Raw genomic sequence first — 14,299 nt, 5'->3', positions numbered from 1 at the left:
CCGCCTCGCTCCAGAGGCTATGGACGCGCGCAGGGGCACCGGATGGGGCGATGGCCACCCAGTCCGGGGGTCCAAGGTCCCGTCACGCCGGTGAACCGCGCGCGGGTGGGTACGGGGGCGCATGGACCGAGCCTCGACCACGACCCATGAACGCGCCGACAAGCCCGACTCGCCGAAGGACCTCACCAAGCCGTCCTGGACCTACGTCCTGCGCAAGACGGTGCGCGAGTTCTCCGACGACCAGTGCACCGACCTGGCCGCCGCGCTGACCTACTACGCCGTCCTGGCGATGTTCCCCGCCGCCCTGGCGATGCTGTCGATCATCGGGCTGGTCGGCGACGGCCGCCAGACCGTCACCACCCTGCTCGGCATCCTGCGCGACATCGGCGCGGGCAGCGCCGCCAACACCCTCGAGCCGACCCTGCTCCAGCTGAGCGCCAGCCAGGGCGCCGGCCTCGGGCTCGTGCTGGGGCTGGCCGCCGCGCTGTGGTCCGCGTCCGGCTACGTCGGCGCCTTCGGTCGCGGCATGAACCGGGTCTACGAGATCGACGAGGGCCGCCCCTTCTGGAAGCTGCGCCCGCTGATGCTGCTCATCACGCTGGTGACGGTCGTGCTGGTCGCCGTGGTGGCGCTCGGACTCGTCGTCACCGGGCCGGCCGCGGACGCGGTCGGCAACGCCATCGGGCTCGGCTCGAGCGTCGTCACCGTGTGGAACATCGCCAAGTGGCCCGTGATGCTGCTCGTGGTGGTCTTCATCGTGGCCCTGCTCTACTACGCCACGCCCAACGTCAAGCAGCCGAAGTTCCGCTGGATCAGCGTCGGCGCCGGCGTCGCCATCGTGGTGTGGATCGCCGCCTCGGCGGCCTTCGGCCTCTACGTGGCCAACTTCAGCTCCTACGACAAGACCTACGGCTCGCTGGCCGGCGTCGTCGTCTTCCTGCTGTGGCTCTGGATCACCAACCTCGCGCTGCTCTTCGGCGCCGAGCTCGACGCCGAGCTGGAGCGTGGCCGCGAGCTGCAGGCCGGGATGCCGGCCGAGGAGGAGATCCAGCTCCCGCCGCGCGACACCCGCACCATCGACAAGGCAGCGAAGAAGGACCGCGCCGACGTGCTGCGCGGACGGCGCCTGCGCGAGACCGCGGGTGCGGACAGCGACACCGACGGCTCCCTCGACCACCACGACGACGACAGGGACGCCCGGTGAGCGCAGGCCCCCGCGTCGTCCTGGTGACCGGCGCCTCCAGCGGCATCGGCGAGGCCGTCGCGCTGCAGGCCGCAGCGCGCGGCGACCACGTCGTGCTGGTCGCGCGCGGCCGGGAGGCCCTCGAGCGGGTCGCCGCCGACTGTGAACGGGCCGGCGCCGGGTCCACCCTCGTCGCCCCCGCCGACATGAGCGACGACGACCAGGTCGCGGCCGCCGTGGCCGCCGCGCTGGCCGCGCTGGGAAGGCTCGACGTGGTCGTCGGCTCAGCCGGGGTGGTGGCCTACGGTCGCATCGACGAGGTCCCGGTCGACGTCTTCGACCAGGTGGTCGCGACCAACCTGCTCGGGTCGGTCAACCTGGCCCGCCACGTGCTGCCCGTCCTGCGCGACCAGGACGACGGCGCCCTGGTGCTCGTCGGGTCGCTGATCGGCCACATCAGCGTGCCGGACATGGCGGCGTACGTGCTGAGCAAGTGGGGCGTGCGCGCGCTGGTGCGCCAGCTGCGCGTCGACAACCGCGACCGCCCCGGCGTGCGCTTCGGCTACGTCGCCCCCGGCGGCGTGGACACCCCGATCTACCGGCAGGCAGCGACGTACGGCGACTCGGTGGGCATGCCGCCGATCCCGGTCGACGGCCCCGAGCGGGTGGCGAGGCGGGTGCTGACCGTCGCCGACCGCCCGTGGCGCGGCGGCCAGGTGGGCCTGTCCAACGACGTGATCCGCTTCGGCTTCACCGCCCTGCCCTGGGTCTACGACCGGCTCGTGGGGCCGCTGTTCCAGGTCGTGGCGCAGGACCTCGTGGCCCCGGTGGTCCGCGGGCCCGGCAACGTGCTGGCGTCGCGCCAGGAGCACAACCGGCTGCGAGGCGGGCACCGCAACCCGGTGGGGGCGATGCGCGCCAACGTCGCCGAGGTGCTGAGGCGGCGGCGCGGCTGAGCCGCACCGCTCAGGCGACGACCCAGCGCCCGCCCTCGCGGCGCACCAGCCCGCGCTCCTCGAACGCCTGCAGCCAGCCGAGCATCGGGGTGGCTCCCCAGCGACCGCGGAACACCTCGGCGTTGCGCACGATGTCGGCGACGTGCTCGACCGGCGGCCGTGAGACCGGGTGCCACTGGTGGAAGGCGCGCGCCGCACCGACCCATCCCAGGTCGAGGCCGGCACCGACGACGACCCGCGCGAAGTCGGTGTCCTCGCCCCCGTAGCCGACGTAGTCCTCGCAGAAGCCACCCGTGCGCCGCCACGCGTCGGCCGAGCACGCGAACGACAGCGACCAGAACAGGTCGGGGTCGGCGTCGTGCACGCGGACGCCGGGCTCCGGAGCCGGGCGTGCGGGGTGTGGGTCGTCGAGCCGCGGCAGGTCGGTGAGGTCGTAGCCCTCGGCCGGGGGCGGGTCGAGGTAGGTGACCGGCCCGGACCAGACGGTCGCGGGCTCGTCGGCGACCGCGGCGGCGTAGCCCTCGAGCAGGGTGGGGGAGACGAGGCAGTCCACGTCGAGGAACACGAGCGTCGTCGCGCCCCGGGCGAGCGCGACCTCGGCGCCGCGGTTGCGCGCCGCTGCCAGCGGCAGCCCGAGCGGAGTGGCGGGCAGGGCCGCGCTGCACCACTCGGCAGCCGCGAGCACGAGGTCGTCCATCGCGACGACGACGTGGTCGAAGCGGGTGGTCGACGCAGCGAGCGACTCGCGCTGGCGGTCGAGGTGGTCGTGCCGCCCGTGGGCGACGGTCACGACAGCGGTGCCGGGGCGCGCGGTCATGCCGCCCGGTCCCGCCCGACGACCGACGCGACGACCTCGGCCACGCGCTGGGGCGCACCGCCGTCGCACCAGCGGGCCCACTCACGGCCGTCGAGGCGGGCGGCCTCGTCGAGGACGCCTGCCCAGCCGCGCTCGGGGACCGGCTCGGCCACGACCGCGGGCCAGCCGTCGGAGAGGGCGGCGGCGGTGACGTGCTGCTCGTCGAAGGGTCGCGGCGCCGGCACGACGACTGCGGGGCGACGCAGCGCGGCGACCTCGGCGAGGGCGTTCTGGCCGGGGTGGAGCACCACGACGTCGGCCGAGGCGATGACGGCGGCGGGGTCGGGGTGCCAGGTGCCGAGGGTGCGGCTCAGCACCGTCCACTCCCAGTCAGGCGTCTGTTCCTGTGCCAGGGCCACGGAGGCGGGCGTGAAGCCGTCGCCACCGGTCCCGGCGAGCAGCACGGCGTGCCGGCGCCGCCCTGCGGCCGGGCGCGGAGCGGTCCCGGACGCGACCGGGAGCCGCGACACGGCGCCCACGGCGTGCACCCGGTCAGCGGGCACCGGGTCGCCGGGCAGCAGCCGCGGCGTCCATCCCTGCGGCCACGCGCCGACCACGGCCTCCGCGGCGCCGAAGCCGAGCAGGTGGGGCGGGTCCGTACGCCGTCCCGGTGCGGTGAACGCGACCACCGGCACTCCGTGCAGCCGGGCGAGCACGCCCACCTCCACCGACTGGTCGACCACGAGGGCGGCCGGCTCGTGCTCGCGGATCCACGCCGCCACCACGGCCATCCGGTCGCGCAGTCCGCGGTCGCCGCGCGGCACCCAGTGCAGGAGGCCCCCGGCGGTGGTGTCGGCGCCGGCGTAGGACGGCGCGGAGTCGTCACGCGGCAGCTGCACCCAGGGCCCCTGCCAGCCGTCGGGGCGTGGCAGCGAGGACAGGCCGGTGACCGGTCCGGGCAGGTGTGGCGCGAGGGTCCTGGCGCGCTGCAGGTGCCCGCTGCCGTGGTGGTGGACGTAGTGGCCGATCACGCCGCGAGCCTGCGCCCCAGCAGCCGGACGTAGGCGTCCTCGTAGTCGTCGACCATGCGTGTGAGCGACAGCGCCTCCACGGCGCGGGCGCGGCAGCGACCGCGGTCGAGGGTGGCGGCCTCGCCGATCGCGCGGGCGAGCGCGTCGAGGTCCCCGCCGGGTGCGAGCCGGCCGGTGTCGCGCGACAGCACCTCCGGGAGGCCGCCGCGTGCGTAGGCGGCCACCGGCGTGCCGCACGCGAGCGCCTCGGCGGCGACCAGGCCGTAGGGCTCGTCCCAGGCGGGGGTCACCACGGCGACCGCCGAGCCGCCGACCAGCGCGGCCAGGTCGGCCTGCCCGAGGTGGCCGGCGTACGTCGCTCCGTGGCCGAGCAGCGGCTCGACCTCCGCGCGGAAGTAGTCCGTGTCGAGGACCGGCCCGGCCAGCACGATCGGGATGCCGGCACGGCGCGCGGCCAGCACCGCGTGGTGCGGCGCCTTCTCCGCGACCATCCGGCCCGACCACACCGCGGCGCTGCCGCCGGGGCCCGCGGGCCACCGGCCGACGTCGATGCCGTTGAGCACGCAGGTGCTGCGGGTGATCGGCGACCACGCCTCGGCGGTGTGCTGCGACACCGCAGCGAAAGAGCTCGAGCCGCGGTCGAGGCGCACCGCGGACTCCAGCCACCACAGGGGCGGCGTGTGCAGCGTGGTGAGCACCGGCATCGGCAGCGCGCGCGCCATCGCGACGGGGAGGTAGTGGAGGCTGTTGTTGTGCAGCACGTCGAACCGCTCGCCCGGTCGACCGGCGAGGTCGAGCATGAGGGAGAGGTAGGCGTGGTGCTCGGCCAGCTCGACGGACGGCGGCGCGTCGACGTCGCGGCGACCCGGGTGCTCCGGCAGCGCGTCGACCTCCAGCTCCACGACGCCGAGCGCCGGGTCGGAGCCGGGGGCGGCGAAGACGGCGACCTCGTGGCCACGGCGGGTCAGCTCGCGAGCCAGGTGCCAGGTCATCGACTCCAGGCCGCCGGTGAAGGGCTCGACGATCGGGAAGCGGCTGTTGGCGACCAGGCAGATCCGCAGTGCGTCGCGGGCGTGGCCGGGCGTCACCTGCTCGGCTCTCACCTGGACAGCCCCGCGTAGAGCTCCTCGTGCTGCCGGGCCACCTCGCGCCGCTGCTCGGTGCGCTCGTCGATGCTCGCGCCCCAGCGGGGGCGCTCGGTGTGCGCGCGCACGACCGCGTCGCGCAGCGAGTCGGCGTCGAAGGTGTCGCCGTCGTTGGTGTAGCTCAGGATCGGCCCCTGCTCGGCGTAGAAGCCGCAGGTGGGCGCCAGCACCGTCGTCTGCAGGTCGCGGCACGCCTCCAGCCAGCCCGAGTGCGTGCCGAAGGTGTAGGGCAGCACGGAGAGGTCCAGCGAGGCCAGGTAGGCCCAGAGGTCGTCGTCGGAGAAGTAGTCGTGCACCTCGAGCTCGAGGCGGCCGGCGTCTGCCTGGCCGCGCAACCAGGCGGACAGCTCCGCGTCGTGCTTGGCACCGTCGGTGTCGAGGATGTCGCGGTGGCAGTTGACCTGCAGCACCGCCTCGTCGAGCCCCGCGACGGTGTCCACCAAGGTGGGCAGGATCCGCATCGGGTCCATGTTGGCGCGCAGGCTCTTGAGGTGCAGGCCGACCCGGAACGGCCGGTTGCGCCACAGCGGGCGCACCTCGAGCGCACGGGTCATCGTCGCGAAGTCCACGACGTGCGGGTGCGGGACGACGGTCGCGGTGCGGCCCCAACGCTCGTCGATCTCGCGCGCCGCACCGGGCGTCAGCGTGAGCACGGCGTCGGCGGCGCCCACCAGCACCTCGAGCTGCGCGTCGTGCAGGCTGCGGTCGCGGTGGTGGGGGTTGCGCAGGTCGTGCACGGTGAACACGAACGGCTTGCCCCGTCCGCGCAGCACGCGGGTGAGCAGGTCGAGCTGCTCGGGCGGGCACGCGTCGAAGCCGAAGTGCAGGTGGAACACGTCGAAGTCCGCCTCGCGCGCCCAGTCGGGGTCGAGCATGACCGGGGGCCACCAGGTGGCGCCGGCGGGGCGGTCGGGGCGGCCCGGCTGCGGGTCGGGCAGGCGTCGCGAGCCGGTGCCGACGAGGGGCGCGAGGTGGCGTACGTAGACGTGACCGGAGGGCACCGACGCGATGGTGAGCGGTGCGGCGGAGGTCGGCGAGTGCCGACGTTGGGCAAGCGTCATGCGCGCGCAGTACCCCGAAGACGTGCGGAGCACCGCGCCCCCCACCCTGCCGGGTGTGGGAGCCGTGGCGCAGCGTGGTCTGGAGGTGCTGGACCGCGGGGGCTCGGGCATGAGACCTTGTCGCCGGAAGTGGGGGCCACCGGCGCACGGCCTTTGGCTGTGCGACGGTGTGGAAGGACCTCCGAGAAAGTTCCAGCATGCCGCCGAACGATGTGAACGACTTGGCCCGCATCATCGCCGACTTCTGGCGTGCAGCGGATCAGGGCGAGGTCCTCGACGCCGCGCTGCGTGCCTTCGGCAGTGCTGCAGAGGTGGCGCTGCTGCCACGCCAGCAGGACGGCAGCCTGACGCTCCCAGCCTCGTGGCATGACCACCGTCGCGAGTGGGTCACCCACCACGATCTCCCAGGGGACGCCGGAACGCTGGTCTTCGCCTGGGATGACGGGCCGGTGAGCAGTGACGCGCTCGAGCCGGCGCTCGCCGCCCTGGACATCGCCCTGGTGCGCCACCAGGTCCAGGAGGCCTACGACGACCTGGTGGCGCGCGTGGGCAACGCCCAACACCTTGCCGACATGGGGGACTACGACTGGCACATCGCGAGCAACACCAACCGCTGGTCCGACCAGCTCTACCGGATCTACGGATACGAGCCGCAGTCGTTCAACGCCAGCTACGAGCGCTTTCTCGAGATGGTGCACCCCGACGACCGGGAGCGGATCATGGCGGTCCACCAAGAGGCCTACCGCACGGGTGAGCCCTACCAGATGGTCGAACGGATCGTCCGACCCGACGGCGAGATCCGCCATCTCGCCTCCAACGGCCAGGTCCTCATGGACGCGTCGGGGACACCCCTCCGTCTTCGCGGGACGTGCATCGACATCACCGAGAGGGTGCGTGCCGAGGACGAGCGGGAGCGACTCGCCACGCAGATGGTCGAGACCCGGATGAACCGGAGGCAGGCCCTCGAGCTGAACGACAGTGTCGTGCAGGGGCTCGCGGCGGCGACGTACGCGTTGGAGCTGGGCGACGTCGAGCGCGCTGCCAGCCACCTCGCGCGCACCATGGCTGCGGCGCGAGACATGATGGGTGACCTGCTGCAACCGATCGGTGGGGGCCCGCTGAGGCCGGGCGACCTGGTCCGGAGCTCACCTGCTGGCCTGTCCTCCGACGTCGCCCCACCGCCCGACGCGAAGGCGATCCGGTGACAGTGAGGGACACGAGCACCCGTCGCGTGCTGATCGTCGACGACGCGGAAGAGCTGCGGGAAGTGCTCACGCTCTTCATGGAACGAGCCGAAGGCCTGGAGGTCGTGGGCGAGGCCGTCGACGGCCTGGACGGGGTGGAGAAGGCCCGCGACCTGCAGCCCGACGTCGTGATCCTTGACATCGCCATGCCCCGGATGGACGGGCTGCAGGCCCTGCCGCTGATTCGCGAAGCCTCACCCGGAGCTCGCGTCGTCATCCTGTCCGGTTTCGGCGACTCCACCATGGCCGAGGACGCGATGCGGGCGGGTGCCGACCACTACGTCCAGAAGGGCGGGCGGCTCTCCGAGCTCGTCACCCTGGTCGAAGCCCTCTGAGTCCTCATCTGTCGCCGGGGTCCTCGAGCGAAACCGGGGTGAGGGACCAGTCTGGCGGCCGATAGCATCGCGGGGACATCCGTCGCACCGTTCCCCACCTCCTGAAGGAGACTCCCGTGCCCGACATCCAGGTCGTCCGCATCCACGCCGGTCAGCGTGCGGAGACCACGGTCACGACGGGCACCAAGGCGTGGGAGCTCTTCCGCGACGACACCGACGTGGTGGCAGCGCGCGTCGCCGGCCAGCTCAAGGACCTCGCCTACGAGCTCGCCGACGGCGACGAGGTCGAGGCCGTGGCCATCGACAGCGCCGACGGCCGCGACATCCTGCGGCACTCGACCGCCCACGTGATGGCGCAGGCGGTGCAGCAGATCTGGCCCGAGGCCAAGCTCGGCATCGGACCCCCGATCGACAACGGGTTCTACTACGACTTCGACGTGGAGACCCCGTTCGTGCCGGAGGACCTGGTCAAGATCGAGTCCGCGATGCGCAAGATCATCAAGGAGAACCAGCGGTTCGAGCGCCGCGTCACCACCGACGCCGACGCGCTCGACGAGCTCAAGGACGAGCCCTACAAGATCGAGCTGATCGGCCTCAAGGGCGGCTCGGGCGCGGCCGACACCGAGGGCGCGAGCGTCGAGGTCGGTGCCGGCGAGCTGACGATCTACGACAACATCGGCCGCAGCGGCGAGGCCAAGTGGTCCGACCTGTGCCGCGGTCCCCACCTGCCCACGACCAAGCGCATCCCGGCCTTCAAGCTTATGCGCAGCGCCGCGGCCTACTGGCGCGGCGACGAGAAGAACAAGCAGCTCCAGCGCATCTACGGCACCGCGTGGGAGTCCAAGGAGGCGCTCGAGGCCCACCTCGAGCGGATCGCCGAGGCCGAGAAGCGTGACCACCGCAAGCTCGGGCGCGACCTCGACCTGTTCTCCTTCCCCGACGAGATCGGCTCCGGCCTGCCGGTCTTCCACCCCAAGGGTGGCGTCATCAAGCGCGAGATGGAGGACTACGTCCGCCGCCGGCACATCGAGGAGGGCTTCGACTACGTCGGCACCCCCCACATCTCCAAGGAGGGGACCTTCCACCTCTCGGGACACCTGCCCTACTACAAGGACACGATGTTCCCGCCGATGGAGTTCGAGGGCGCGGACTACTACCTCAAGGCCATGAACTGCCCGATGCACAACCTGATCTACCGCTCGCGCGGCAGGTCCTACCGCGAGCTGCCGCTGCGGCTCTTCGAGTTCGGGCACGTCTACCGCTACGAGAAGTCCGGCGTGATCCACGGCCTGACCCGCGTGCGCGGCTTCGCCCAGGACGACTCCCACTCCTACGTCACCGAGGAGCAGGCGCCCGGCGAGATCAAGCACCTGCTCGACTTCGTGCTGGGGCTGCTGCGCGACTTCGGCCTCGACGACTTCTACCTCGAGCTGTCGACGCGCGACGACTCCAAGCCCGACAAGTTCGTCGGCTCGCAGGAGCAGTGGGACACCGCGACCGAGGTGCTGCGGGTCGCCTGCGAGGAGTCCGGCCTCGAGCTCGTGCCCGACCCGGGCGGCGCCGCGTTCTACGGCCCCAAGGTCTCGGTGCAGGCCAAGGACGCGATCGGGCGCACCTGGCAGATGTCGACCATCCAGTACGACTTCAACCAGCCGCAGGGCTTCGACCTGACCTACCAGGCCGCCGACGGCACCCGGAAGCAGCCGGTGATGATCCACTCGGCCAAGTTCGGGTCGATCGAGCGCTTCCTCGGGGTCCTGGTCGAGCACTACGCCGGCGCCTTCCCGCCCTGGCTCGCCCCGGTCCAGGTGCAGGCGATCCCGGTCGCCGACTTCGCGGCCGACTACCTCCACGACGTCGCGCGCCGGATGAAGGCGCAGGGCCTGCGCGTGGAGGTGGACGACTCCGACGACCGGATGCAGAAGAAGATCCGCAACGCGCAGCTGCAGAAGGTGCCGTTCATGATGATCGCCGGCAACGACGACATCGAGGCCGGCGCGGTCTCCTTCCGCTACCGCGACGGGCGCCAGGACAACGGCGTGCCCCTCGACGAGGCGATCGAGCGCGTCACGCGTGCGGTGGCCTCGCGCGAGCAGGTCTGACCTGCAGGTGGACGCCGACCGCCGACCGATCGTCGACCTCACCGACGAGGAGGCACGCCTCAAGCTGCCCCTGAAGTGGGGCGTGCCCGAGGGCGTGCTGCCGGCGTGGGTGGCCGAGATGGACTACGCCGTCGACCCCGAGGTCCTCGGTGCGGTGCAGCAGGTCCTGGCCGACGGCATCACCGGCTACCCGCCGTTCGGCTGGGACGCGGGCCTCGCGGAGTCCTACGCCGCGTGGTCGGCGCGGCACTTCGGGTGGGCGCCCGACCCCCGCGCGGTGCACCCGGTGGTCGACGTCACCGCCGGCGTACGCCTCGCGATCGACGTGTTCAGCGGCCCGGGCGGCGTGGTCTTCCCGACGCCGGGCTACAACGCCCAGCACGGCCTGGCCCGCGTCACCGGTCGCGCCGAGCACCTCCTCGAGGTGCCAGCGTCGGCCGAGCGCGCGGAGATCGACCTCGACCGCCTCGACCGGCTCTTCGCCGAGGGCGCGCAGACGCTGCTGCTGACCCAGCCGCACAACCCGTGGGGCCGGGTGTTCACGCGCGCCGAGCTCGAGGGCATCCGCGACGTGGTGCTGCGCCACGGCGCGCGGGTGGTCAGCGACGAGATCCACGCGCCCCTCGTGCTCCCCGGTGCAGAGCACGTCTCCTACCTCGCCATCGAGGGCACCCACGACCACGCCGTGGCGGTGGTCGCGGCGTCCAAGGCCTTCAACACGGCCGGGCTGCGCTGCGCGCAGGTGGTCGTCCCCGACCCGGCCGACCAGCTGCGCCTGGTCGACCAGCCCATGTCGCGCAACGACTCCTACTCGCCCCTGGGCATGGTCGCCGCGCGGGCGGCGTACGACCGGGGCGACGGCTGGCTCGCCTCCCTCGTCGAGCGCCTCGACCAGCAGCGCGCCCTGCTCACCGACCTGCTCGCCGCCCAACTGCCCGAGGTGCGCATGCGCCCCCTCGAGGCGACCTACCTCGCCTGGCTCGACGCCTCGGCCTACGGCCACGACGACGCCGCCGGCGTCGCGCTCCAGCGCGGGCGGGTCATGGTCAGCCCGGGGGAGTCCTACGCCCCCGGCACCACCGGCCACGTCCGGCTCAACATCGCCACGTCTCCCGAGCGGCTGACCGAGGCCGTACGACGCCTCGCGCACGCCTGGACCTGAGGGTCCGCCTCGTCGCGATCCCCGGATATCCGGGGATCGCAACCACAGTGCGGTGATGGCGGTGCGGCTGCCGCACCAAGGACACCGCACAAGGTCTCGCGGCCGTCGAGGGGACGCTAGCGCCGGCCCTTGCCCAGCCACGCCCTCAGGTGCGGGTCCCACCCACCGGCCGGCTTCTCCCACGCGAGCAGGACCGCGGCCGGGCCGTGGATGCGCTTCAGCACGATCGCCTGCTCGGGCGGCACGCGAGGGAAGCGGAAGACCGGCACGCTCTCGGTCAGCTCGTCGCCACCACTGCGGACTCCCGGCAAGTACTGGTCGCACGACTCGCTCGCGCCCTCGCCCAGCCGCGCGCCCGGCTTCACGCGGTCGACGTCCGGAGGGCCGGGCCCGATGCGGTACTCGCGACCGTCGAAGTGGAACGGGCTCACGCAGTCCGGGCCGGCGAGGGGGTCTGCGCTGGAGCACCCGGCGAGCACGAGGAGCAGGGATGCAGACACCGCCCCCGCGACGACTCGAGACGCGGGCCGGACGTGCTCGACGATCCCGGTCACGACGCCGCCCGCCGCTTGACGTACCTCCGGCACGGCGACACGTACGTCGCCCCGCCCGCCACGACCTCGTAGGGGAGGTCGCCGGTGTCGCGCCAGCCGTGCTTGTCGTAGAACCGGCGCGCCCGGGCGTTGCCGGCGACGACCGCGAGCCACGCCTCCTCGTGACCCGCCGCGAACACCTGGCGCTCCGCCTCGGCCAGCAGGTCGGCCGCGGTCGCGGTGCCCCTGGCGCCCGGCGTGACGAAGACCTGCTCCACCTCGTCGCCCACGACCATCACGAAGCCCAGCAGCTCGCCCGCGTCGTCCACCGCGACGCTCGTGTCGGCCACCCTCGACGGCGTGCGCTCGTGGAACGCCGTCAGCGTCCGCGCCGCGGTCAGGCCCTCCGGCACGTGTCCGGCGTGGCCGTCGTGCCAGCCCTGGTGCCACAGGTCGGCGACGGGGCCCATGTCGGCGTCCGTGGCCGGTCGGATCGAGGTCATGGGGCCACCCTAGGATCGCTGGCATGAGTGACGACGGCCTCGAGCGGATCTGGACCCCCCACCGGATGGCCTACGTCCGCACTGCGGTCGACGACGAGGGCTGCCCCTTCTGCGCGATCCCGCACCACCCGGACGAGGAGTCGCTGGTCGTGGCACGGGGCGAGTCGACCTACGTCGTGCTCAACCTCCACCCCTACAACCCCGGACACCTCATGGTGCTGCCCTACCGCCACGTCGCCGACCTCACCGACCTGACCGAGGCGGAGGCGTCGGAGGTGATGACGATGACCCAGCACGCGCTGCGCGCCATCCGCGCCGTGAGCCGGCCGCACTCCTTCAACGTCGGGCTCAACCTCGGTCGGTCGGCGGGCGGCTCGCTGTCCGAGCACCTGCACCAGCACGTGGTGCCGCGGTGGACCGGCGACGCCAACTTCATCACCGTCGTCGGCGGCACCAAGATGCTGCCCCAGCTCCTGGAGGACACCCGCGCGCTGATCGCGGCGGCCTGGGCCGACGCCTGAGACTCACTTCTTGCGCTGCGGGTGCGCTTCCGGGACCACCTGCTTGGCTGCGTCGGCCTTCGCGTGCTTGTCGGCACGCTTCTCCTTGATCGACTTGCCTGACTTCTTGGACATTCCCTGCCGTGGCGACTTGTCGCTCATCGGGCGCTCCCTGCATCGGAAGCCTGGTTGGCTCCGTCTTGCCACACTACGCCTGCGCACTACCGTGGCGGGCATGGATGACGCCCGCCTGGCCGCCGACGCCGCCCTCGCAGCCGACCTGGTGCGCGAGGCCGGTCTCCTCGCGGCGCGCATCCGCGCCGAGGGCCTGGACATCGAGCAGAAGACCAGCGCCTCAGACATCGTCACCCAGGCCGACACCGCGGCCGAGCGGCTCATCGTCCAGCAGCTCGCCGCGGAGCGTCCCGACGACGCGATCGTGGGGGAGGAGGGCACCTCGCGACCCGGCACCTCGGGTCGCACCTGGGTGATCGACCCCGTCGACGGCACCTACAACTTCTCCCGCGGCAGCGACTGGTGGTGCAGCGCGATCGCGCTCCACGACGAGGCCGACGTGCTGCTCGGCGCGGTGCACCACCCCGCGTCCCTGCGCACGTGGGTGGGTGGCCCCGACCTGCCCAGCACCTGCGACCGTACGCCGCTCGCGCCCCTGCCCGCGACCCCTCGCGAGGCACGTTGCGCCGTGACCTACCTGCACCCGCCGTTCTACGCCAGCGAGGTGGGCGAGGCGTTCGCGCGCGCCCTCGGTGAGGTCGGCACGCTGCGGATGCTCGGCTCGGGGACGATGGACTGCATGGCGATCGCGTCGGGTCAGTGGGACGTGCTGTTCCAGCACTCGGTCGCCGACTGGGACCGGCTCCCGGGCGCGGCGATCGTCCGGGGCGCGGGGGGCCACTCGGTCGTCGTCCGCGCGGCCGGCGTCGACTGGACCGTCACGGGTGCGGCCGAGGCGGTCGACGACGTCCGGGCAGCGCTGCTCGGGACCCGGCCGCCGGCACACTAGGGTTCGGGCCATGACCGATCGAGCGGCCCGTCCCGATCCCGACCGGCCGGTGACCGAGGCCTTCCAGGGCGTGGACTCGCCGTACTGGTCCGAGTCGCGCACCCACGTCGCCGACCTCGTCCCGCCCACTGCCGCGCGCGTCCTCGACGTGGGCTGCAACGACGGCTCCTTCGGGGCGGCCCTGATGGCCCGGCGCGAGGGTCGCGAGGTCTGGGGGGTCGAGCCGCACGACCTCGACGCCCAGACCGCGGCGACCCGGCTGACCGGCGTCGCGCAGGGCTTCTACCCCGACGCGCTGGACGACGTGCCGGGCACGTTCGACTGCGTCAGCTTCAACCACGTCCTCGAGCACATGGTCGACCCGTGGCAGGCGCTGCGGGTCACGCGGGAGCGCCTCGCCCCGGGTGGCGTCATCGTGGGCGAGCTGCCCAACGTCCGGCACCTGCCGTTCCTCGTCGACCTCGCCCTGCGCGGGCGCTTCGACTACGTCGACTCCGGGCTCCTCGACCGCACCCACCTGCGGTTCTTCACGCGCTCCAGCGCGCACGACCTCTTCGCCTCCGCGGGCTACGAGGTCGACACCTTCGTGCCCGTCGTGGCGATGGGCAACGCCCGGTTCCCCCGCACCTCCCGGGTCGTGGCGCGGGTCATCGGCGACCTGTCCTACATGGCCTTCGCCTTCCGTGCGCGTCCGGTCGAGCAGCGCGACCGGTAGCCTGCGGCC

Annotated in this window: 15 protein-coding genes; 9 read left to right on the top strand and 6 right to left on the bottom strand. The window is 72.9% G+C overall.

Annotated features, from left to right (window positions below):
* Positions 1 to 121 precede the first annotated feature (121 nt).
* Positions 122 to 1,204 (top strand): YihY/virulence factor BrkB family protein, encoded by a 1,083-nt coding sequence (locus tag ASG76_RS18155; protein ID WP_056606930.1) that lies wholly within the window; start codon positions 122 to 124, stop codon positions 1,202 to 1,204.
* A complete protein-coding gene (locus ASG76_RS18150) occupies positions 1,201 to 2,139 on the top strand; it encodes an SDR family NAD(P)-dependent oxidoreductase (RefSeq protein WP_056606925.1) in 939 nt (312 codons plus the stop codon). Before ASG76_RS18155 ends, ASG76_RS18150 begins: the two co-directional genes overlap by 4 nt.
* Before the next feature lie 10 nt (positions 2,140 to 2,149).
* Here ASG76_RS18150 and ASG76_RS18145 read toward each other — a convergent pair whose 3' ends face one another.
* Genes ASG76_RS18145 through ASG76_RS18130 form a run of 4 tightly spaced genes read right to left on the bottom strand, consistent with a single transcriptional unit; the run spans position 2,150 to position 6,172 of the window.
* The gene (locus tag ASG76_RS18145; protein WP_056606922.1) at positions 2,150 to 2,956 is read right to left on the bottom strand and encodes a glycosyltransferase family 2 protein; all 807 of its coding nucleotides are present in this window, start codon (positions 2,954 to 2,956) and stop codon (positions 2,150 to 2,152) included.
* Positions 2,953 to 3,966 carry a glycosyltransferase gene (locus ASG76_RS18140; RefSeq protein ID WP_056606919.1) on the bottom strand — a complete coding sequence of 338 codons (1,014 nt, stop codon included), beginning with the start codon at positions 3,964 to 3,966 and terminating at the stop codon, positions 2,953 to 2,955. Before ASG76_RS18140 ends, ASG76_RS18145 begins: the two co-directional genes overlap by 4 nt.
* The gene (locus tag ASG76_RS18135) at positions 3,963 to 5,069 is read right to left on the bottom strand and encodes a glycosyltransferase (protein WP_235529739.1); all 1,107 of its coding nucleotides are present in this window, start codon (positions 5,067 to 5,069) and stop codon (positions 3,963 to 3,965) included. Before ASG76_RS18135 ends, ASG76_RS18140 begins: the two co-directional genes overlap by 4 nt.
* Positions 5,066 to 6,172: a glycosyltransferase gene (locus ASG76_RS18130; RefSeq protein WP_056606916.1), complete on the bottom strand. Its 1,107-nt coding sequence runs from the start codon at positions 6,170 to 6,172 to the stop codon at positions 5,066 to 5,068. The genes ASG76_RS18135 and ASG76_RS18130 overlap by 4 nt, the downstream gene beginning before the upstream one ends.
* Before the next feature lie 167 nt (positions 6,173 to 6,339).
* Between ASG76_RS18130 and ASG76_RS18125 the strand changes: the two genes are divergently transcribed.
* The 4 genes from ASG76_RS18125 to ASG76_RS18110 all read left to right on the top strand — a co-directional run bounded on the left by ASG76_RS18125 (position 6,340) and on the right by ASG76_RS18110 (position 11,015).
* Positions 6,340 to 7,377 (top strand): PAS domain-containing protein, encoded by a 1,038-nt coding sequence (locus ASG76_RS18125; RefSeq protein ID WP_157559197.1) that lies wholly within the window; start codon positions 6,340 to 6,342, stop codon positions 7,375 to 7,377.
* A 26-nt stretch (positions 7,378 to 7,403) separates the two neighbouring features.
* Positions 7,404 to 7,751 carry a response regulator transcription factor gene (locus tag ASG76_RS18120; RefSeq protein ID WP_162254138.1) on the top strand — a complete coding sequence of 116 codons (348 nt, stop codon included), beginning with the start codon at positions 7,404 to 7,406 and terminating at the stop codon, positions 7,749 to 7,751.
* Between the two features lie 116 nt (positions 7,752 to 7,867).
* Positions 7,868 to 9,853, top strand: coding sequence for a threonine--tRNA ligase (gene thrS, locus ASG76_RS18115; RefSeq protein ID WP_056606906.1), 1,986 nt, complete (start codon positions 7,868 to 7,870; stop codon positions 9,851 to 9,853).
* 7 nt (positions 9,854 to 9,860) lie between these two features.
* On the top strand, positions 9,861 to 11,015 hold the full coding sequence (locus ASG76_RS18110; RefSeq protein WP_056606902.1) for a MalY/PatB family protein: 1,155 nt from the start codon (positions 9,861 to 9,863) through the stop codon (positions 11,013 to 11,015).
* A 116-nt stretch (positions 11,016 to 11,131) separates the two neighbouring features.
* Here the strand turns inward: ASG76_RS18110 and ASG76_RS18105 are convergent, their stop codons facing one another.
* Positions 11,132 to 11,515 carry a hypothetical protein gene (locus ASG76_RS18105; RefSeq protein WP_157559196.1) on the bottom strand — a complete coding sequence of 128 codons (384 nt, stop codon included), beginning with the start codon at positions 11,513 to 11,515 and terminating at the stop codon, positions 11,132 to 11,134.
* A 50-nt stretch (positions 11,516 to 11,565) separates the two neighbouring features.
* Positions 11,566 to 12,051, bottom strand: a complete 486-nt coding sequence (locus ASG76_RS18100) for a GNAT family N-acetyltransferase (RefSeq protein WP_056606895.1) — start codon at positions 12,049 to 12,051, stop codon at positions 11,566 to 11,568.
* A gap of 23 nt (positions 12,052 to 12,074) precedes the next feature.
* On the opposite strand from ASG76_RS18100, the gene ASG76_RS18095 reads away from it, so the two are divergent.
* The 3 genes from ASG76_RS18095 (at position 12,075) to ASG76_RS18085 (ending at position 14,290) form a co-directional block, all read left to right on the top strand.
* Complete coding sequence (locus ASG76_RS18095) at positions 12,075 to 12,572, top strand: HIT family protein (protein ID WP_056606892.1); 498 nt, start codon at positions 12,075 to 12,077, stop codon at positions 12,570 to 12,572.
* A gap of 214 nt (positions 12,573 to 12,786) precedes the next feature.
* Entirely contained in the window at positions 12,787 to 13,575 is a 789-nt protein-coding gene (locus tag ASG76_RS18090; RefSeq protein WP_082587665.1) for an inositol monophosphatase family protein, read from the top strand.
* Between the two features lie 10 nt (positions 13,576 to 13,585).
* Positions 13,586 to 14,290, top strand: coding sequence for a class I SAM-dependent methyltransferase (locus ASG76_RS18085; RefSeq protein ID WP_082587664.1), 705 nt, complete (start codon positions 13,586 to 13,588; stop codon positions 14,288 to 14,290).
* The last annotated feature ends 9 nt before the right edge of the window (positions 14,291 to 14,299 follow it).

The sequence above is a fragment of the Nocardioides sp. Soil774 genome (genome assembly GCF_001428125.1).
In the GTDB taxonomy this organism is placed as follows: Bacteria; Actinomycetota; Actinomycetes; order Propionibacteriales; family Nocardioidaceae; genus Nocardioides.
This window is presented reverse-complemented; position numbering and strand designations above follow the sequence as displayed.

Excerpts from the sequence above, each read along its gene's own strand:
- ASG76_RS18095 (WP_056606892.1), top strand. The coding sequence starts at position 12,075 with ATGAGTGACGACGGCCTCGAGCGGATCTGGACCCCCCACCGGATGGCC.
- ASG76_RS18130 (WP_056606916.1), bottom strand. The coding sequence starts at position 6,172 with ATGACGCTTGCCCAACGTCGGCACTCGCCGACCTCCGCCGCACCGCTC.
- ASG76_RS18100 (WP_056606895.1), bottom strand. The coding sequence starts at position 12,051 with ATGACCTCGATCCGACCGGCCACGGACGCCGACATGGGCCCCGTCGCC.
- ASG76_RS18090 (WP_082587665.1), top strand. The coding sequence starts at position 12,787 with ATGGATGACGCCCGCCTGGCCGCCGACGCCGCCCTCGCAGCCGACCTG.
- ASG76_RS18085 (WP_082587664.1), top strand. The coding sequence starts at position 13,586 with ATGACCGATCGAGCGGCCCGTCCCGATCCCGACCGGCCGGTGACCGAG.
- ASG76_RS18145 (WP_056606922.1), bottom strand. The coding sequence starts at position 2,956 with ATGACCGCGCGCCCCGGCACCGCTGTCGTGACCGTCGCCCACGGGCGG.
- ASG76_RS18155 (WP_056606930.1), top strand. The coding sequence starts at position 122 with ATGGACCGAGCCTCGACCACGACCCATGAACGCGCCGACAAGCCCGAC.